This is a genomic window from Pseudomonas sp. GW821-FHT01D09 (genome assembly GCF_059422465.1).
This window is the reverse complement of record NZ_JBWKWY010000038.1, coordinates 19,111-38,954: the sequence shown is the minus strand read 5'-3', so window position 1 is coordinate 38,954 and position 19,844 is coordinate 19,111. Positions and strand designations below refer to the sequence as shown.

Here is a 19,844-nt window from a genome sequence, read left to right as displayed (position 1 = left end):
CATGACTGATGGCTTTGGTAATTTTTGATCTGGACGACACCCTGATCCACGGCGACTGCGCCACCCTCTGGAGCGAACAGATGGCCCGCCTGGGCTGGGTGGACCGCGAATCGTTCATGCGCAAGAACCACGAGTTGATGGCCGCCTACAGTCGCGGCGAGTTGGCCATGGAAGAGTTCATGGACTTCAGCCTGGAGCCGATGATCGGCCGCACCCCGGAAGAAGTCGCGCACCTGGTGGAGCCGTGGGTGGAAGACAGTATCGAACCGCTGATCTACAGCGACGCCACCAAGACCATTGCCCGCCACCGCCAGAACGGTGACCGGATCCTGGTGATCTCGGCCTCGGGCACGCACTTGGTCACGCCGATTGCGGCACGCATTGGCATCGATGAAGTACTGGGGATTGAACTGGAGGTGGCCCACGGCGTGTACAGCGGCAAGACCGTGGGTGTCCTGACCTACCGCGAAGGCAAGATCACCCGCTTGATGCAGTGGCTGGAGCAGGAAGGTGAAAGCCTGGAGGGCGCGTACTTCTACTCGGATTCGCGCAATGACCTGCCGTTGTTGAGCAAGGTCGATTACCCGCAGGTGGTCAACCCGGATCCGGTGTTGCGCGCCCATGCCGAACAGGCCGGCTGGCCGATCCACCAGTGGGCCTGACAGTACGTTTCCTGACTTGAAACCCCATCGAAATGTGGGAGCAGGCTTGCTCGCGATAGCGGTGGATCAGTCGATATAGTTGTTAACTGACATACCGCTATCGCGAGCAAGCCCGCTCCCACACTTTTGACCCGGTTTCAATTCGGGATTGGCCTCAAGCCAGGCTCTCGTCGATCACCAGCACCAGCTTCCCGGAAATCTGGTTGGTCGCCAACGCCGCAAACGCCGCCTCAGCATCCGTGATCGCAAAGGTCTTGGCCAACTGCGGACTCAACCGCCCTTCGCCAAACAACGGCCATACATGCTGGCTTAGATCACTGAACAAATCGGCCTTGAACTGATCATCACGGCTGCGCAAGGTCGAGCCCAGCACTTGCACGCGCTTGGCCAGCACCTGTGCCAGGTCCAACTGGGCTTCGCGCCCGCCCATCAAGCCGATCAGCACCCAACGACCGTCGCGGGCCAGGAGCTTGAGGTTAATGGCGGCATAGTTGCCGCCCACCGGGTCGAGAATCACGTCGAACGGGCCAAAATCCCCCAGGCTCTCGATGCCGTCGGTACGTACCACACCACCTTGGGCGCCAAGCTCCTCGCAGTAGGCCAGGCGGTCCGCCGAGCCGACGCTGACCCAGCACGGGCTGCCAAAGGCCTTGCACAGCTGGATTGCCGCCGAGCCGACGCCACTGGCGCCGGCGTGCAACAGCACCTTTTCACCGGGTTTGAGCGCCGCCAGCTGGAATAGGTTGAGCCAGGCGGTGCTGTACACCTCGGGCAACGCAGCGGCTTCGGCCAGGGACAACCCTTGCGGCACCGGCAGCACGTGGCGCGCGTCCACCACCACTTCCTGCGCCATGCCGCCGCCCGCCAGCAGCGCACAGACCCGATCCCCAACCTGCCAGGACGAGCCGGCGCCGACCTCGCTGATCACCCCGGAGCATTCCAGGCCCAGCACTTCGCTGACCCCGGGCGGTGGCGGATAGAGCCCTGCACGCTGTAATAAATCCGCCCGATTGAGGCCGGCTGCCGCCACCCGAATGCGAACTTGCCCTACATCGCACGTAGGACTCGGGGTCTCAACCCACGCTACATGACCTTCAACGCCTTGCAATGCTTTCACAGTGCCTCCATAGTGAGTCTGGACTGAGCCCGTTGCTGTAGCGCCGGGCTTTTTGCATTATGCGACCGGCCCACATGGAACCGGCGACTTCAAAGACGGCCTAATATGCGTTATCAATTGCCCCCGCGTCGAATCAGCATGAAGCATTTGTTCCCCAGCACCGCCCTCGCTCTTTTCATTGGTCTCGGCCTGTTGCCGCTGTCGACCAATACGTTCGCAGCCAATAGCTGGGACAAACTTCAGCCTGATCGCGATGAGGTGATTGCCAGCCTTAACGTCGTCGAGTTGCTCAAGCGCCACCATTACAGCAAGCCACCGCTGGACGATGCGCGCTCGGTGATCATCTATGACAGCTACCTCAAGCTGCTGGATCCCTCGCGCAGCTACTTCCTGGCCAGCGATATCGCCGAGTTCGACAAGTGGAAGACCCAGTTCGACGACTTCCTCAAGAGCGGCGACCTGCAGCCGGGCTTCACCATTTACAAGCGTTACCTGGACCGCGTCAAAGCGCGTCTGGACTTCGCCCTCGGTGAGTTGAACAAAGGCGTGGACAAGCTCGACTTCACCCAGAAGGAAACCCTGCTGGTGGATCGCAAGGAGGCCCCGTGGCTGACCAGCACCGCCGCCCTGGATGACCTGTGGCGCAAGCGCGTCAAAGATGAAGTCCTGCGCCTGAAGATCGCTGGCAAAGAGCCCAAGGCGATCCAGGAACTGCTGACCAAGCGCTACAAGAATCAGTTGAGCCGCCTGGAACAGACCCGCGCCGAAGATATCTTCCAGGCCTATATCAACACCTTCGCGATGTCCTACGATCCGCACACCAATTATCTGTCGCCCGATAACGCGGAAAATTTTGATATCAACATGAGTCTGTCCCTCGAAGGCATCGGTGCCGTGCTGCAGAGCGACAACGATCAGGTCAAGATCGTGCGCCTGGTGCCGGCAGGGCCGGCGGACAAGACCAAGCAGGTCGCCCCGGCCGACAAGATCATCGGCGTGGCCCAGGCCGACAAAGAGATGGTCGACGTGGTCGGCTGGCGCCTGGACGAAGTGGTCAAGCTGATCCGCGGACCCAAGGGCAGCGTGGTGCGCCTGGAAGTGATTCCACACACCAACGCGCCGAACGACCAGACCAGCAAGGTCGTGTCGATCACCCGCGAAGCAGTGAAGCTCGAAGACCAGGCCGTGCAGAAGAAAGTCCTCAACCTCAAGCAGGATGGCAAGGACTACAAGCTGGGCGTCATTGAAATCCCGGCGTTCTACCTGGACTTCAAGGCCTTCCGTGCCGGCGACCCAGACTACAAGAGCACCACCCGCGACGTGAAGAAGATCCTCACCGAGCTGACCAAAGAGAAGGTCGACGGCGTGGTCATCGACCTGCGCAACAACGGCGGCGGCTCGTTGCAGGAAGCCACCGAGCTGACCAGCCTGTTTATCGACAAGGGCCCGACCGTGTTGGTGCGCAACGCTGACGGCCGTGTGGATGTGCTGGAAGACGAAAACCCGGGCGCCTTCTACAAAGGCCCGATGGCGTTGCTGGTCAACCGTCTCTCGGCCTCGGCCTCGGAGATTTTTGCCGGCGCCATGCAGGACTACCACCGTGCGCTGATCATCGGTGGCCAGACCTTCGGCAAAGGCACGGTGCAGACGATCCAGCCGCTCAACCATGGCGAGCTGAAGCTGACCCTGGCCAAGTTCTACCGGGTTTCCGGGCAGAGCACCCAGCACCAGGGCGTCCTGCCGGACATTGATTTCCCGTCGATCATCGACACCAAGGAAATCGGCGAAAGCGCCCTGCCCGAAGCCATGCCTTGGGACACCATCCGTCCAGCCATCAAGCCGGCATCGGACCCCTTCAAGCCGTACCTGACCCAGCTCAAGGCCCAACATGACCTGCGCTCGGCCAAGGATGCCGAGTTCGTGTTTATCCGCGACAAGCTGGCCCTGGCCAAGAAGCTGATGGCCGAGAAGACCGTCAGCCTCAATGAAGTGGACCGCCGTGCGCAGCACACCGATATCGAGAACCAGCAACTGGCCCTGGAAAACACCCGCCGCAAGGCCAAGGGTGAAGACCCGCTCAAGGAGCTGAAGAAAGAAGACGAAGACGCGCTGCCGACCGAACCTGAAAAGACCAAGCCGGAAGATGATGCCTACCTGAGCGAAACCGGGCGGATTCTGCTGGACTACCTGAAAATCAGTAAGACGGTGGCCAAGCAGTAAATGATGGCAATTTAATGTTGTCGCTCCACTGAGCGTCATCAAACAGACATCATTCTGTCGTGAAATGAAGGACCGGGCGCCCCAGGCACCCGGTCCTTTTTTTTCGACCGAGATCACCATGACCATGACCGAACAGCTGAATGCCCTGGGCTCCATCCTGGCCCAAGGCAGTTTGCACAGTCTGTTCCAACCGATCATCAGCCTCTGCGAGCGCCGCATCCTTGGTTATGAAGCCCTGAGCCGCGGCCCGTCCAACAGCCCGTTGCACGCGCCCCTCGCGTTGTTTGGCGTGGCGCGCCAGGCCGGGCGCCTGAATGAGCTGGAGGTGGCCTGCCGGCAAAGTGCCTGCAAGCATTTCAGCGAACAGAAGCTGCCGGGCAAGCTGTTTATCAACGTCTCGCCCGAGTCCCTGCTGGAAACCACCCATCAACCGGGACGCACCTTGCAGATGCTGCGCGAGTACGGGATCGCCCCCAGCCAGATCGTGATCGAACTCACGGAACAAGCGCCGACCGACGACTTCCAACTGCTGCAAACCGCCCTGCACCACTACCGCGCCATGGGTTTTTCGATTGCCCTGGATGACCTGGGCGCCGGTTATTCCAGCTTGCGCCTGTGGTCTGAGCTGCGCCCGGACTACGTGAAGATCGACCGGCATTTTATCGATGGCATCCATCAGGATGCGCTCAAGCGCGAGTTTGTCGGCTCGATCCTGCAGATCGCCAAGGCCTCCCGCGCGCAGGTGATTGCCGAAGGCATCGAGTTGCCACAAGAGTTGGCGGTGCTCACGGAAATGGGCGTGGACCTGGTCCAGGGCTACCTGCTGTGCCGCCCCCAGGAGCATCCGCCGACCGAAGCCCGGTGGATGCTGGCCCAGCCCGACAGCACCAATGTCTCGCTCAACGAGGACGCCAGTGACCTCAGCGCCCTGCTCAACGAACAACCGGCCGTGGCCCAGGACACGGCCACGGCCAAAGTGCTGGAAGCGTTTCGCCGCCAGGCCAACCTCAACTCCCTGGCGGTCCTGGATGGGCGCGGCCAGCCCATCGGCATCGTGCATCGGCACTCGTTGTCCGATGTGCTGCTCAAGCCGTTTGCCACCGACCTGTTTGCGCGCAAACCCATCAGCCGCCTGATGAGCGACGACTTCCTGGCCGTGGAACTGAGCCAGTCGTTGCAACAGGTCAGCCGCCTGCTGACCAGCCGGGCACGGCAGCGCATCGAGGAAGATTTCATCATCACCCAGAACGGCAACTACCTGGGCCTGGGCCGGGTGATCGACGTGCTCAAGCTGATTACCGAACTGAAAATCCAACAGGCGCGCTACGCCAACCCGCTGACCCTGCTCCCGGGCAACGTGCCGATCCAGCAGTGCCTGACACGGCTGTTGCAGCAACAGCGCGAATCGGTGATTTGCTATGTGGATATCGACAGTTTCAAGCCGTTCAACGATATCTACGGCTATGGCCGTGGCGATGAAGTGCTGCTGTGCCTGGCGCAGTGCCTCAACGACCGGGTGGACCCCAGCCGCGATTTTGTCGGGCATATTGGCGGCGATGATTTTTTACTGGTGCTGGGCGCCCAGGACTGGCGCAAGCGTCTTAACCAGTTGGTGGACGATTTCCAGACCCAATGCCGGCGTTTCTACCGCAGCGAGCATTTGGACGCGGGCTGTTTTATCGCCCTGAATCGCCAGGGGGTGCGCCAGGAGTTTGCCTTGCTGTCGCTGTCCATCGGCGTGGTGCATCTGCATCCATTGAGCTGTGGACACCTGGATGCCAGCCAGTTGGCGGAGCTGGCCTCACAGGCCAAGCATCACGCCAAGAACGTGGCCGGCTACAGCATCCATGTCATCGACAGTCGCCAACTGCTGTAGGTACGCGCCTACAACTGCTCCAGACGCATCTGCGCCAGCGGGTGCCCGGCCTTGGCGGCGATGGTCCACCAGCGTGCGGCTTCGCTCGGGTCTGGCGCCTTGCCCAGGCTGCCTGCCAGGCTCAACACGCCCACCTGATAGGCCGCCTTGCCATCCCCCGCCTGGCCCGCCAGGCGCAGCAAGCGCACGCCTTCTTCACGCGCGCCAAGCCCCTGGCCGCGAAAGGTCAGGATATGCCCATAAAAACTTTGGGCCTCGACATTCCCCAGGTTGGCCATGCGTGCAAACTGACCCTCCAGCCAGTGCCAGCCACGGGGCTGGCGCACAAACCATGACCAATGAAACAACCTGCGGGCCAACCAATAGCTGGCATACGCTTTAAGCTTCCAGAACACTCAGGCCTCCGCTGACTCAGGATATTCGTACTCGAACACACGGACCACTTCCGAGGCATGCCACGATGCCGCAGCAACGCCATCGGACGGTCCGCAAAAGCGCCCGAGGCGCTCGACACATTCAAAAAAACCGGTGCGCGGCAAGCGGCTCGCACCCTGGCTGATCACCAGGGAACTGCGCAGTGGCTGGTCCGCCTTGGCATCCAGGGCCGCCAGGTGCTCCAGGGCGGCGGTCAGGGTTTGCATCGCAGGCGTGGGGAATTGCAGACGCTCCAGCAACGCACGGTAAGTCAAAAGATGTCGCTGGCGACGGGCCTGATCGAGTTCATTGAGCAACCCATCCCAGTGTTGACGGCTGATGCGCACACTCACGTTTCATCCCTCCAACCCGCAATCCCCAACTCCCAGGCCAGGCTGCGACGGATCGCGGCATCCGGCTGGCGTTCGCCACTTTCAATCAGCCCCAGGTAAGACGGGCTGATGCCCACGGTGCGGGCCAATGTCTCGATGGCCAGGCCCTTGGCTTCGCGCAGGCTGCGCAAGTGCGCCAGGGGGCGTAGATCCTGCTCGGTAGCGGTGTGAGGGGGTTGTGCAGAAGGAGTAGCCGGTGGCTGCCGGCCGGCGGCGGTTAACAGCGCCTGGTACTGAGCCCATGGCAGAACCGCGTATTCGGGTTCGCCATCCCGTGAAATGATTTGTATATCCATAACTGCCCCGTAGGATCACAACACTTACAACGTAAGTACTTTCCTTAGGAGTGTAATCCTAACAGCCCTAAAGAGCGCAGGGGGATTATCCGCGTCTTCAGTTTTTTTTCGGGTTTTCCTGCTCCAGAAGCTGCGGCGTGGCGGGCAAGCGTTCAACCACCACCAACTTCTCCGGGCGCTGGCGTTCACGCCAGGCGCGGAACGCACTCAACTCACCGTCCAGGCTCTTCATGACCCAGGCCAGTACCGCGATATCATCGAGCATGCCGAACATCGGCAAAAAGTCCGGGATCGCATCAATGGGGCTGAGGAAGTACATCAGCCCCGCCACCACCGAGATCAGCGCCTTGGGGCTGATCGCCCGGTACTCGCCGCGCCAGTAGGCCAGGCACAGCGCCTGGAGCAGCTTCAGGTCGTCCTTGAGCTTGCCCAGGCGGCTACCTTGGCTTGAGCCTTTGGCAGCGACCGCGAACAACAGGGTCGGCAAGCGCCCACGCCCAATCAGGCGGGCGGCCAACGGCAGGAAGCGGGTGAAATTCCAGGGTGCTTTCATCGTCACTCCAGTTCCAGGCGAGAGAAAAGGTTATCCACACAACTTGTGGATAACCTTGTGAACAGAGCCCATTTTCACGGCTGAAAGCCGCGTAATACAAGGCCCAGAGTCAGATCGGGCGTTTTTTGCGCACATAAAAAAAACCCAAGAATTCATTGACTTGAAGCGCGCCTGCGGCTAGCCGTGCCGAGGTATAGCATCAGACTGCTCTAAGCCGCAGGTGTTCGTTTTGATTTGCCCCACGGTCAACTGTGGGAGCTGTCGAGCCCCGGCGAGGCGGCGATGGCGGCGGCATGGCCAGCAGGAGTGTTGCCTGATCTACTGCTATCGCAGCCTCGCCAGGGCTCGACAGCTCCCACACGGATTGGACCAAGCCCTGGCCCAGAAACAACAACGCCCCGTAAAACGGGGCGTTGGGTGTTTTGCAGCGGCTTACTTGGCAGCCGGTGCCTCAGGCGCGTCGGCCTTGGCCGGGTCCTTGATTGCCAGCAGCTCCAGGTCGAAGACCAGTACGGAGTTGGCTGGAATCGCCGGGCTCGGGCTCTGGGCACCGTAGGCCAGGTCGGACGGGATGTACAACTCGACCTTCTCACCCACGTGCATCAGTTGCAGGCCTTCGACCCAGCCTGGAATCACGCCGCTGACCGGCAGGTCAATCGGGCTGCCGCGATCCACGGAGCTGTCAAAGGTGGTGCCGTTGGTCAGCTTGCCGGTGTAGTGCACAGTCACTACGTCGGTTGGCTTGGGCTGGGCGCCTTCGGCCTTCTTCACGATCTTGTACTGCAGACCGGAAGCGGTGGTGACGACGCCGTCTTTCTTGGCGTTGTCTTCGAGGTATTTCTTGCCGGCGGCTGCCGACTCTTCGCTCATCTTGGTCATGCGCTCTTCGGCACGCTTTTGCAGTGCGGAAAACGCTTCGACCAGTTCTTCGTCCTTCAGCTTCTGTTCTTTCTTGCCGACGGCATCTTCGATGCCTTGGGCCACGGCCTTGGAGTCCAGGTCATCCATACCTTCCTGAGCCAGGCTTTTGCCCATGTTCAGGCCGATACCGTAGGAAGCTTTCTGCGCCGGGGTTTTCAGCTCTACGCTGGTTTGCGAATCACAACCCGCAAGTACCAGGCTAACCAGGGCCACCGCCGCCGCCAACCGATGCTGTTTCATGCTATTTCCTTGTTCATGCGCCAAAAGGGCATTCAGATAAAGTCGCGAGCTTATCAGGCGGCCACGACCAATGGCTACCGGCATGTGAGCAGGAAACTTCTGATAAGTTCACGTGTTTAAAAGCATTTTCATCCGCCCCAAAGCCCGCTGAAGGACAGCAGGCAAGCCGAAAACCGCCGGTGCAGACCGATCATGGCTACTTGCCGCCTGCCGCGCTCAGTGGCATAAGGACGCAACAACTCGACAAGGATAGTTATCTTGCGCATTTTTTCCCGTGTTTTACTCCTGATCCTGTCATTAATGGGACTGGCCCTGGCCGTGGTCCTCTATTACGTGATCAACCCCAAGCTCCCGGATTACGTGCCGGTGCAGCAGGTGCACTACCAGGACCAATGGAGCGCCGCCGACCGCCAGGCCTACTACTTCACGCCCCAGGGCACCCAGGTCAAGGGCCTGCGTTATAACTGGTTCACCGCGCTGGAGCTGCCGTTTTCCCAGCAGCGCTTTGCCGAGCCGGCCTACCTGGCGCGCTTCGGTTTCCTGGTGGACCCGCGACAACAGGCCACAGCCCAGAACCCCGGCAACCTGCCCGCAGGTTTCGCCCGGCACAAGAATGCCGGGAGCAACGACGAGTTTCTCGATATCACCTGCGCCGCCTGCCATACCGGCGAATTGCATTTCAATGGCCAGGCCCTGCGTATCGACGGCGGTGCTGCACAGCATGTGCTGCCCTCCAGCGTGCCGACCCTGCGCGGCGGCAGCTTTGGCCAGGCCCTGGTGGCCAGTCTCGCCTCCACCTATTACAACCCGCTGAAGTTCAGGCGCTTCGCCCATAGCGTGCTGGGGGATCAATACGACGCCCAGTACGATCAGTTGCGCCAGGACTTCAAACAGTCCCTGGACAACTTCCTCAAGGTGGCCTGGAACGATACCCACCGTGGCCTCTACCCCACCGAAGAAGGCCCGGGGCGCACCGACGCCTTCGGCCGCATCGCCAACGCCAGCTTTGGCGATGCCATTTCGCCGGATAACTACCGTATCGCCAACGCGCCGGTGGACTACCCGCAGCTGTGGGACATGTGGACCTTCGACTGGGTGCAATGGAACGGCTCGGCCCAGCAACCCATGGCGCGCAATATCGGCGAGGCCTTGGGCGTGGGCGCGACCCTGGCGTTCTTCGACAGCGCCGGCCAGCCCCTCAAGGGCGATGCGCGCTACCCTTCCAGCGTGCGCGTGCGGGACCTGAACCGCATCGAAGAAACCCTGCAACGGCTCAAGCCGCCGACCTGGCCTGAAGCGTTGTTCGGTGCCATCGACAAACCCCTGGCCGCCCGTGGCCGCGCGCTGTTCGCGGAAAACTGCGCGGCCTGTCATATGCCTAGCGTGAGCGAAGTCAACGGCCGCCCGGTGCAGCAACTGAAAATGCTGCCGGTGGACTACATCGGCACCGACCCCGGCACCGCCAGCAACATTGCCGACCAGCGCTACGACCTCAGCGCCCTGCAATGGGACCCGGCCGAGCTGGCGCAGTTGAATGTCGAACTGCACCCCACGCCAACCGAACCCCTGGACCTGCGCAGCCTGTCCGTGGCCAAGGGCCTGGCCTATGTCACCGCGTTTGTCGAAGAGCACGCCTACCGCGCCGCCGGCGTCACCCCGGCCGAACGACCGCGCCTGGACGGCTATGGCCTGCCCATCGGCGTGCGTGAACTGCGCGCCTACAAGGCCCGCCCACTGGCCGGCGTGTGGGCCACGCCGCCATTTCTGCACAACGGTTCGGTGCCGACGATCTACCAGCTGCTTTCGCCCCAGTACGAGCGCAGCCGCACCTTCTATAAAGGCACCTTCGACTACAACCCTCGTCACCTGGGCTATCGCACCGAAGCCTTTAAAAATGCGTTTCTGTTCGATACCCGCATCACCGGCAACCACAACAGCGGCCACGAATTCCGTGCGGGCAAGCGTGGCAACGGGGTGATTGGCCGGGGCCTTGCACCCGAGGAACGCTGGGCGCTGCTGGAATACCTGAAAGTACTGGGCGGCCCGCTGGAGCAGCAACTGCCATGACTTCCCCATTTCGATACAAGGACCGTTCCATGCTCGCTCGACTGTGGCTGCGCCTCGGCGCGTTTCTCGGCAAGACGCTGTTATGGCTGGTAGGCCTGGGCCTGCTCGGCTGGTTGGCGGCGACCCTGTGGTTTGCCTGGCAGCACAGCGGCCCGGTGTCGGTCGATGAGCAGATTCCGCCCGGCGAAGCCGCCATGACCCAGGGCATCATTCAGACGGCGGTGCGCATCGTCGATCAGCATCGCGAAGGCACCCGTTACCTGCGCGATGCCCACGCCAAGGCCCACGGCTGCGTGAAGGCCGAAGTCCGCGTGCTGCCGGACCTCGACCCGGCGCTGCGCCAGGGCGTGTTCGCCGAGCCGGGCAAGACCTGGCAGGCGATGATGCGCCTGTCCAACGGCAATGCTTATCCACAGTTCGACAGCATCCGCGACGCCCGCGGCATGGCGATCAAGCTGCTGGACGTGCCAGGCAAGCAACTGCTGGCCGATCAGCAGGCGCGCAGCGAGCAGGACTTTGTGATGTTCAGCCACCCCAACTTTTTTGTCAGCGATGTAGCGGAATACGCGCAAAACGTCGGGGCCCAGGCCGATGGCAAGAAGGCCATGGCGTTTTTCCCCAGTCTCGACCCGCGCAGTTGGCAGGTGCGGCATCTGTTTATCGCCCTGGCAACGCTGGCACCGGCCCCCGCCAGCCCGACCGAGGCGACATACTTTTCGGTATCGCCCTACAAGTTTGGCGCGGCCAACGCCAAGTTCCGCGTCGCCCCAGACCCGCAAAGCTGCCCGGAGTACAGCCTGCCCAAGCAGAACCAGGACTTGCCGAACTTCTTGCGCAGCGCCTTAAGCCAGCAGCTGTCCACCGACCGTGTCGATGCGTGTTTTGTGTTGCAGATCCAGCGCCAGAACCCACAAAAATACATGCCCATCGAAGACACCAGCATCGAATGGAAGGAAAGCGACGCGCCCTACGAGAGCGTGGCTAAAATCCGCATCCCGGCGCAGGACTTTGATACCCCGGAGCTGAACCTGGCCTGTGACAACCAGTCGTTCAACCCCTGGTTTGGTGTGGAAGAACACCGGCCGATTGGCGGGATCAACCGGCTGCGCAAGGCGGTGTATGAGGCGGTGAGTGATTATCGGCATAGCCGCAACGCACCCTGAACAACGCCTGCAGGAGCGGGCTTGCTCGCGCTGACGTCAACAAGACCGCCTCACCGCGTCATCGTTAACGATCATCGCGGGCAAGCCCGCTCCCACAGAAAAGCCCCTGCGGCGTTGTATCGGACGCCGTCAGCAACCATTGCTGAAAACTACGCGCTGCCGAAGGCGGGTTGCGATGCTGTGGTTGCATCAGTTGCAGGCGGCCACGGCTGTGCATGTGATGGGGCAAGGCCAGTTGCAGGCGGCCAGCAGCCAGCTCGCCTTCGAGCAGGCACTTCCAGCCCAGGGCCACGCCATGCCCCATCACCGCCGATTGCATCAGCAACTGATAGCTGTTGGTGCGCAAGGCATGACGGGGCATGTGGTACTGCGCGCCGATATCGGCGAACCAGTCGGCCCAGGTCAGCCAGTCGTGGGAATGGTCCTCGACGATCAACAGGGTATGGCTATGCAACAGTTGCTCGGCGTCGCGTATCGCGCCGTGGCGCTCGATATAGCCGGGGCTGCACACGGCGATGACCTGCTCGCGGGCAAATACCGGGGTCAGTTCCAGGCCAAGGGGCGCCGGCAGTTCGTCGAGGTGATAGAACAGGCCCAGGTCATATTCGCTGACATCCAGGTGGCTCGGGCTTTCACTGCACAAGATGCGGATATCCAGGTCCGGGTGCTCGCGCTGGAAGGCCGGCAACAGCGCGGCAAGCCAGATGGAGCTGATGGTCGGCGTGCTGGCCAGGGTCAGTTGGCGATCGGCACCGCGTCGGCGCAGCTGCGCCGACTCGCGGTCCAGCTCGCGCAGCAGGCGCTGGATGGTGCGAAAGTAACGCACGCCGGCCGGGGTCAGACTCAGGCCCAGCGCCAGCCGGTAAAACAGCGGGCGCGCCAGGTCCTCCTCCAGGCGCTTGATCTGCCGGCTCACCGCGCTTTGGGTCAGGTTCAGTTCGTGGGCCGCCTGGGTAAAACTCAAATGCCGGGCGGCCGCCTCGAACGTCTGCAAACAGTTGAGCGGTGGCAGGTCGACATTTCGGCGCGGCATGCAGGGGTCCGTGGCTGATCAGGTAAGCCCCCATCCTGCCACTTGCCCACTCACAACGCGACCCGCGCAACCCGCCTGTTCCAGGTTCGGTGATGCACCTGCACCCCGTTTTCCCACGCCTGCTGCTGCGCCTCGATGTAGAACCACTGGGCGTCGGCGTGCACCTGCAAGTGGCTGTCGACCGCCACCGACCACGGCGCGCGCTCGACGCGGTACTGCCAGTGGATATCGGCCCGGGTCGACAACGGATCCCAGGGCAAGGTGCGGTATTGCTCGGTGCAGCGCTGGTCCACCGCCAAGCCGTGCTCGGTGAAGCGCACCGCGCCCAGGTCGTCCTCGATTTTTACGCAGACTTCGCCACTGCCCACGTCCTCGATCAAGGTGCGTTTCGGCGCCGCCGCCCGCAGCACCTCCAGCGCCGCCGGGGTAGCCGCTTGCGGGGCGTCGAAGGGGCATGGCACGGCCGCGCCGCTGAAGACCGGCAATTGCACCCGTTGCAGGGCAGGCAATACGGTCAGGGTGGTCAGCTCGCGGCTGGGCCACAGCAACGGGAAACTCGCGGTGCTCAGGGCCAGGCGCAGGCGGTAGCCGGCCGGCACCCGTGTGCCGATATGATCCAGGCTCAACTGCACATCCAGCGGTTCGCCCGGCACCGGTGGCGTCAGACGGGAGAAATCTTCACGTAGGGCCAGGTTGAGCACGCCGTAGGTGATCTGCGTGACTTGGCCGTCGGGCGCCACCGCGTTCAGGCGCGCCACCAGTTGCCCACAGCAGGTATCGCTGGCCAGGCGCAGGTGCAAGCGCACATCCCCCAGCAGCGCCAGGGGTTCGGCCAGGGGCGGGGTGTCGAAGCACAGCGACTGCGCATCGTCGCGGCGCTGATCGGTGGGGCCGTCGGGGCCGAACCAGATGGCGCAGTATTCGCCCTGGTGCAGGCCGGTGGTCAGGGGCGAACAGATACTGCGCGGGCTGCCCAGTACCTGCTGGCCGGGGCTGAGGCCCTGGTCGGTCAGGCTGTAGTCGGTCCATTGCACCTGGGGGTCGGGCCAGCCCGAGGTCTGCACCCAGATCCCTGGGCGTTCGGCATAACTGCCCTTGGGCGCCAGCACATCCTGTAGGTAAAAGGTGCAGGCCGCGTCGTCCATCACCCGATTGTCGATACCTTTAAGCCAGTGGTCCCACCAGCGCCTGGCCTCTTGCAGGAAGCCAATGGCCGGGTTGGGCACCGCGAAATGCGGGTACTTGTGGATCCACGGGCCGATCATGGCTTTTTTCGGCCCCGGCAGGTTTGCCATCAGGCGCGGCACCGCATTCTTGTAGGCATCGCCCCAACCGCCCACGGCGTACACCGCCGCCTTGATCGCCGAGTAGTCCTCGCACACCGAGCCGTGACGCCAGTAGGCATCGCGGGTCTGGTGTTGCAGCCAGATCTCGGCCAGCAGCGGCATGGCGTCGAGGCGTTGTTGCCACAGGCTTTTCCAGGCCTCGCCGAGCAGCAGCGGGTCGGGCACCGCCGCGCTGAAGTTGAGCATGGTCGCTGCCCAGCCGAAGTTCTCCAGCAGCAGGTTGCCGCCCTTGTAATGGATGTCATCGGCATAGCGGTCATCGGTGGAGCACAGGGTGATGATCGCCTTCAATGCTTCGGGCTGGCGCGCCGCGACTTGCAGGCTGTTGAAGCCACCCCAGGAGATGCCCATCATTCCCAGGTTGCCGTCGCACCAGGGCTGCTGGCACAGCCAGTCGATCACTTCGAGGGCGTCATCCTGCTCCTGCAACAGGTACTCATCGGCCATCAAGCCCTGGGACTCGCCATTGCCGCGCATATCGACCCGCACGCAGGCATAGCCCTGCCCCGCCATCCAGGCATGGGTCAGGGCATCGCGCACCGCCGTGCCATCGCGCTTGCGATAGGGCAGGTATTCGAGGATCGCCGGGAAGGCCTGCGCGCCAGCGGTTTCAGGCAGCCAGATGCGGGCAGCCAGTTGCGTGCCATCGCTCATGGGGATCAGGCAATGCTCGATTTCCCGGACCTTGTAGGCAAATTCGGTGACGATTTCCATGGGTAACTCCAGCAACCAAGAGACAAGTCAACGGGCAAAATCCGCCACCGGGCGGGCACCCAGGCCAGGTTCGACGTGCACCACAGGGGGCTTGACGTCCAGCAGCGCGGGGTTCTGCAACCAGTAGAGCAACGACGTGCTGGCCAGCAGCACCAGGAGCATGCCCGGCAGGCCACCGAGGTTGGAGAGCATCTTCACCCCGTCGATACCGACAAAGGCCACCATGACCCAGGACACCGTGCCGATGATCACGCCCCAGACAATCTTCAGCAGGGGGTTGCCGTCCAGGTCCGAATCGGCGGTGACGCCTTGGCTACACAGGTTGGCGATCACGTCGGTGCTGGAGTCGGCGGCGGTGACGAACGAGATAAACGCGACAAACAGCAAAAACGCGATCATCAGGCCGCTGGCCGGCAACTGCTGGAACATCTGGTACAGCACATGCTCCACGCCTTGTTCGTTGAGCACGCGGTTCAAGCTGCCATCGCCGAGGGCATCGAAGTACAGGCTGCTGCCGGAGAAGATGCAGATCCACAGCGCGGTAAACAGCGCCGGGTACAGCATGTTGATCTGGATAAATTCGCGCACCCGGTAGCCGCGGCCGATCTTGCCGAGGAACAGCGCACTCACCGGAGCCCAGGCAAACCACACCGACCAATAGAACACCGTCCAGCTCTGCGGCCAGCTGTCGCCACTGGCGGCGCCGGTGGCCAGGCTGCGGCTGAAGAAGGTATCGAGGTAGACCCCCAGGGACTCGACGCCCAGGCTGAAGATGTACAGGGTCGGCCCGCACAGCAATACAAACCCGCCCAGGGCCAGCATGATCCAGGTGTTGAACGACGACAGCATGACGATGCCGCGCTGCAGGCCGCTGGCAGCCGAGGCGACAAAGGTGAAGACGATGATTGCGATGATCAGACCCAGGCGCAACGGCGTGGTCTCGCCGCCAATGTACTGGCTCAGGCCGCCAGCCAAGGTCAGCGCGCCGGTGCCCAGGGACGAGGCCATGCCTGCGACCAGGGCGAACATCGCCAGGGTGTCGATCAACCCGGCATAGCGCTTGACCCGCGCGGCGCCGAGCAAGGGTTGCAACATGGCGCCGATGGAGAAGTGGCTGCGCAGGTTGTAGAACACCAGGGCAAACACCAGGGAGGGCACCAGGTAAATGGCGTAGGGCGTGAGGGTCCAGTGCAGAAACATCGTCGACAGGGCAAAGCTTTTGGCCGCCGCGCTGCCCGCTTCGATCGGCAGGCTGCCGGGCGGTGAGTACAGGTGGTAGAGCGGCTCGGCCGTGGTCCAGAACAACACGCCCACCGCCAGGGTGGTGCACAGCGCGACCATGAACCAGCGCCATTTGCTCAACAGCGGCGTGGCGCCCTCCCCGCCGATACGCACCTGGCCCAGGGGCGAAAAATACACGATGGCCGTGAGCACCAACATGGCGAAAGAGCCGGCACTGAACAGCCAGGAGAAGTTTTGCAGGATCAGCGTATTGAGCTGTTTGCTCACGGCGAGGAATGCGGTGAGGTCAACGTAGCTGGCGATCACCGCCGCCAGCAGAATCAGAAAGGTTGGCCAGAAGACCAAAGGACGCAATGGGTATTTCATCTCGTGCGCTTCCCCAGACAGACTATTTTTATTGCCGTTGCAGGCCATTGTTAGAAGCGGGCACTGTGCCGCCTTGAAGTCTTCGCGTGGCTATAGATAAGCGTGGGTGCCGGCCGCGGTGCAATCGACCAATGGGTATGGGGGTATTCCGTCAGGTCATGGCCACTCCGGGGGGAACCGGGATCGTCGCGGCGCTGGTGCCCAGCACCGCGTAAAGAGTTCATATAGTTTGTCTATTCTGCATAACGTTTACGTCGCCGCTATTGAGTAACCAAGTGCAAACACTCTACCGTCACTGTCTACCCCAACACCCGTAGGAAGTCATCGTGGAAAGTTCAACTTTAGGCATGATCATCCTGTCAATGATTGCGCTCTTCGGCACTGCCGCATTTTGCTTCGAGCACCTCGCCACCCGCAGCGAGAAGAAAAACAAAACCAAATAAGCGGGGCGTCAACCTCAGCAGCACCCAGTGTTTAAAGGGATACCCGGGCGGCGGGTTATCCCTTCTTTTCGTGCGCCCGGCTGAACTTTTTCTATATACCGTCTTAATACCGCTGACTGTAATCAGTGCTCGAACTTGATACCCCGGGGATTAACCTCCCCGCGTCCGCAGTTGCGGCTTATTTATTCAGGGGAGTTACACCGTGCTCACACTTAAGTTCATTTATATCGCCAGCGGCTTATGTGCCGTGGGGCTGTTCGCTTACTTGGGCTACGCCCTTATTCGCGCCGAGAAATTCTAAGGAGCTGGCCATGTACGACCTGATGTTTATCAGCCTTTCCCTGGTGTTTTTTGTTGCGACTGCCATGGCCATTGTCGCCATGGGCAAGATTTGAACGGAGCCACGACATGTTAAGCACGCTGTTGGAATTTGCGCTGGTCCTGGGGGTAATGACGGGGCTCGCCGTACTGATGGGCAAATGGCTGACCCGGGTCTTCACCGGGACCCGGCATGCCTTGCCGGAACGCTTGACCTATCGCCTGCTGGGCATCGACCCACAGGAAACCATGGGCTGGGCCCGCTTCGGTTCGGCGCTGTTGTTGTCGAACGCGGCGATGATGCTGCTGGGCTATCTGGTCCTGCGCCTGCAGACCTTCATGCCGATCAACCCACTGGGGCTCGCCGCGCAAACCCCGGACCTGGCGTTCAACACCGCCGCGTCCTTTATCACCAACACCAACTGGCAGGCGTACTCGGGCGAGACCAGCCTGTCGAACTTCAGCCAGATGGCGGTCATCACCTTTCTGATGTGCGTCGGCGCCACCTCCGGCGTGGTCGCGGCGGCCGGTTTTATTCGTGGCCTGAGCCGCTCCAGTTCGGGCGATATCGGCAACTTCTGGGTCGACTTCACCCGCACGCTGTACCGCGTGATGCTGCCGCTGTGCGTGGGCATGGCGCTGGTGTATGTCTGGCAGGGCATGCCACAGACCTTCGCCTCCCAGGCCCTGGTCACCACCCTGGAAGGGGCGCAGCAACAGTTGATTGTCGGCGCGGTGGCCAGCTTTGAATCGATCAAGCACATCGGCACCAACGGCGGCGGCTTCTTCAGCATGAATGCCGCGCACCCGTTTGAAAACCCGACGCCGCTGACCAACATCCTGCATATCCTGAGCATGTTGCTGATCCCTTCGGCGCTGACCTACACCTTCGGCAGCATGCTGTTGCAACGCCGTCAGGGCTGGGTGTTTTTCGGCACCTTCCTGGTGATGTTCATCGGCTTCCTCGCCCTGGTCTACGGCGCCGAGCAAAACGGCAACCCGCTGCTGACCCAGGCCGGCGCCAACCAGACCCTGTCGCTGGAACACAGCGGCGGCAACATGGAGGGCAAGGAACTGCGCTTCGGTATCGCCGACAGCAGCCTGTTCATTGCCACCACCACGGCGGCGACCACCGGTTCAGTCAACACCATGCATGACTCGCTGACCCCCATGGGCGGTTTCGTGCCCCTGGCGCAGATGATGCTCAACTGCGTGTTCGGCGGCGACGGCGTGGGCTTTATCAACCTGATCCAGTACGCCCTGCTGACGGTGTTCCTGGTGGGCATGATGATCGGCCGCAGCCCGGAGTTCCTCGGCAAGAAAATCGAGGCGCGGGAGATCAAGCTGGTGATGCTCTCGGTGCTCGCGCACCCCATCAGCATCCTCGGCTTCACCGCCCTCGCCGCCCTGTGGCCCGACACCATGGCCAGCCTCAACAACCTCGGCCCCCACGGGTTCAGCGAGGTGTTGTACGCCTACACCTCCGGCACCGCCAACAACGGCTCGGCCTTTGCCGGCCTGAACGCCAACACGCCGTTTTTCAACACCACCATCGGCCTGGCGATGTTGATCGGGCGCTTCTTCACCATGCTGCCGATGCTGGCCGTGGCCGGCTCCCTGGCGCTGAAAAAAACCGTGCCGGCCGGTGCCGGGACCATCCCCACCGCAACCCCGCTGTTCATGTTGCTGGTGGTGTTCGTGGTGCTGGTAGTCGGCGGCCTGACCTTTTTGCCGGCGCTCGCGCTCGGCCCGCTGGTGGAGCAACTGCAGTTGCTGTCCGGCCACACGTACAACTGAGGACATGTAGATGACAACCCAATCGATCTTCAAGGGGCTGTTGCGCCCGGTGCTGGTGTCGGCGGTGTTTTTCATGCTGTTGACGGGGTTCGCCTACCCGGCGTTCACCACCGTGGCCGCACAGCTGATGTTCCCGTTCCAGGCCCGCGGCTCGCTGATTGAACGCGATGGCCTGGTCATGGGCTCGACCCTGATCGGCCAGCACTTCACCCGGGCGCAATACTTCCAGGGCCGCCCGAGCATGACCCTGGGCGCCGACCCGCAAGACCCGGGCAAAAGCGTGTCGCAGCCGTACAACGCCGGTTCCAGCGGCGCCAGCAACCTGGGGCCGACCAGCCAGAAGCTGGTGGACCAGGTAGCCGCCCGCGTGCAGGCCTATCGCCTGGCCAACGGCCTGGCCGCCGACGCCCAGGTGCCGGTGGACGCGGTCACCGCCTCCGCCTCGGGCCTCGACCCGCATATCTCGGTGGCCAATGCGCGGCTGCAACTGCCACGGGTCGCGCGCCTGCGGCAGATCCCCGAAGCCGAGCTGCTGCAACTGGTCAGCCAGCACACCAGCGCGCGCACCCTCGGCCTGCTCGGCGAGCCCCGGGTCAATGTGCTGCAACTCAACCTGGCGCTGGACGCCCGCCTGCCATCACCTCCTATTGCGGCCAGTGAGTAA

17 protein-coding genes are annotated in these 19,844 nt (G+C 62.3%); 8 read left to right on the top strand and 9 right to left on the bottom strand.

Going from position 1 to position 19,844, the window contains the following annotated elements; genetic code table 11:
• The first annotated feature begins 8 nt into the window (after nt 1–8).
• A complete protein-coding gene (locus AC07W7_RS24055) occupies nt 9–662 on the top strand; it encodes an HAD family hydrolase (RefSeq protein WP_169864627.1) in 654 nt (217 codons plus the stop codon).
• Nucleotides 663–816: 154 nt separating this feature from the next.
• Here the strand turns inward: AC07W7_RS24055 and AC07W7_RS24050 are convergent, their stop codons facing one another.
• Nucleotides 817–1,779 (bottom strand): zinc-binding dehydrogenase, encoded by a 963-nt coding sequence (locus AC07W7_RS24050; protein WP_169898753.1) that lies wholly within the window; start codon nt 1,777–1,779, stop codon nt 817–819.
• Nucleotides 1,780–1,917: 138 nt separating this feature from the next.
• Between AC07W7_RS24050 and AC07W7_RS24045 the strand changes: the two genes are divergently transcribed.
• Entirely contained in the window at nt 1,918–3,999 is a 2,082-nt protein-coding gene (locus AC07W7_RS24045) for a carboxy terminal-processing peptidase (protein ID WP_169864631.1), read from the top strand.
• 118 nt (nt 4,000–4,117) lie between these two features.
• Nucleotides 4,118–5,875, top strand: a complete 1,758-nt coding sequence (locus tag AC07W7_RS24040) for a bifunctional diguanylate cyclase/phosphodiesterase (protein WP_495040251.1) — start codon at nt 4,118–4,120, stop codon at nt 5,873–5,875.
• A gap of 8 nt (nt 5,876–5,883) precedes the next feature.
• Here AC07W7_RS24040 and AC07W7_RS24035 read toward each other — a convergent pair whose 3' ends face one another.
• From AC07W7_RS24035 to bamJ, 5 genes are all read right to left on the bottom strand, one after another.
• Nucleotides 5,884–6,270, bottom strand: a complete 387-nt coding sequence (locus AC07W7_RS24035) for a tetratricopeptide repeat protein (protein WP_099168745.1) — start codon at nt 6,268–6,270, stop codon at nt 5,884–5,886.
• Nucleotides 6,271–6,642 carry a hypothetical protein gene (locus AC07W7_RS24030; RefSeq protein ID WP_057440671.1) on the bottom strand — a complete coding sequence of 124 codons (372 nt, stop codon included), beginning with the start codon at nt 6,640–6,642 and terminating at the stop codon, nt 6,271–6,273. It lies immediately after the preceding gene.
• Nucleotides 6,639–6,977 (bottom strand): helix-turn-helix domain-containing protein, encoded by a 339-nt coding sequence (locus AC07W7_RS24025; RefSeq protein ID WP_099168746.1) that lies wholly within the window; start codon nt 6,975–6,977, stop codon nt 6,639–6,641. Before AC07W7_RS24025 ends, AC07W7_RS24030 begins: the two co-directional genes overlap by 4 nt.
• Nucleotides 6,978–7,074: 97 nt before the next feature.
• The gene (locus tag AC07W7_RS24020; protein WP_029292802.1) at nt 7,075–7,530 is read right to left on the bottom strand and encodes a YkvA family protein; all 456 of its coding nucleotides are present in this window, start codon (nt 7,528–7,530) and stop codon (nt 7,075–7,077) included.
• Between the two features lie 432 nt (nt 7,531–7,962).
• Nucleotides 7,963–8,691: a BamJ family beta-barrel-assembly machinery protein gene (gene bamJ / locus AC07W7_RS24015; RefSeq protein WP_029292800.1), complete on the bottom strand. Its 729-nt coding sequence runs from the start codon at nt 8,689–8,691 to the stop codon at nt 7,963–7,965.
• A gap of 258 nt (nt 8,692–8,949) precedes the next feature.
• Between bamJ and AC07W7_RS24010 the strand changes: the two genes are divergently transcribed.
• Complete coding sequence (locus AC07W7_RS24010; protein ID WP_495040250.1) at nt 8,950–10,758, top strand: di-heme-cytochrome C peroxidase; 1,809 nt, start codon at nt 8,950–8,952, stop codon at nt 10,756–10,758.
• 29 nt (nt 10,759–10,787) lie between these two features.
• A complete protein-coding gene (locus AC07W7_RS24005; protein WP_495040249.1) occupies nt 10,788–11,921 on the top strand; it encodes a catalase family protein in 1,134 nt (377 codons plus the stop codon).
• 64 nt (nt 11,922–11,985) lie between these two features.
• On the opposite strand, the gene AC07W7_RS24000 is transcribed toward AC07W7_RS24005, so the two are convergent.
• From AC07W7_RS24000 to AC07W7_RS23990, 3 genes are read right to left on the bottom strand one after another with little or no spacing between them, the layout of a single operon-like run.
• Nucleotides 11,986–12,954: a LysR substrate-binding domain-containing protein gene (locus AC07W7_RS24000; protein ID WP_099168749.1), complete on the bottom strand. Its 969-nt coding sequence runs from the start codon at nt 12,952–12,954 to the stop codon at nt 11,986–11,988.
• 50 nt (nt 12,955–13,004) lie between these two features.
• Nucleotides 13,005–15,014: a CocE/NonD family hydrolase gene (locus tag AC07W7_RS23995; RefSeq protein ID WP_495040248.1), complete on the bottom strand. Its 2,010-nt coding sequence runs from the start codon at nt 15,012–15,014 to the stop codon at nt 13,005–13,007.
• Between the two features lie 27 nt (nt 15,015–15,041).
• Nucleotides 15,042–16,622 (bottom strand): BCCT family transporter, encoded by a 1,581-nt coding sequence (locus tag AC07W7_RS23990; protein WP_495040247.1) that lies wholly within the window; start codon nt 16,620–16,622, stop codon nt 15,042–15,044.
• A gap of 645 nt (nt 16,623–17,267) precedes the next feature.
• Between AC07W7_RS23990 and kdpF the strand changes: the two genes are divergently transcribed.
• From kdpF to kdpC, 3 genes are all read left to right on the top strand, one after another.
• Nucleotides 17,268–17,366: a K(+)-transporting ATPase subunit F gene (gene kdpF, locus AC07W7_RS23985; RefSeq protein ID WP_003219423.1), complete on the top strand. Its 99-nt coding sequence runs from the start codon at nt 17,268–17,270 to the stop codon at nt 17,364–17,366.
• 107 nt (nt 17,367–17,473) lie between these two features.
• A complete protein-coding gene (gene kdpA / locus AC07W7_RS23980) occupies nt 17,474–19,180 on the top strand; it encodes a potassium-transporting ATPase subunit KdpA (protein ID WP_495040246.1) in 1,707 nt (568 codons plus the stop codon).
• Between the two features lie 10 nt (nt 19,181–19,190).
• Nucleotides 19,191–19,844 (top strand): K(+)-transporting ATPase subunit C, encoded by a 654-nt coding sequence (kdpC, locus tag AC07W7_RS23975; protein WP_495040245.1) that lies wholly within the window; start codon nt 19,191–19,193, stop codon nt 19,842–19,844.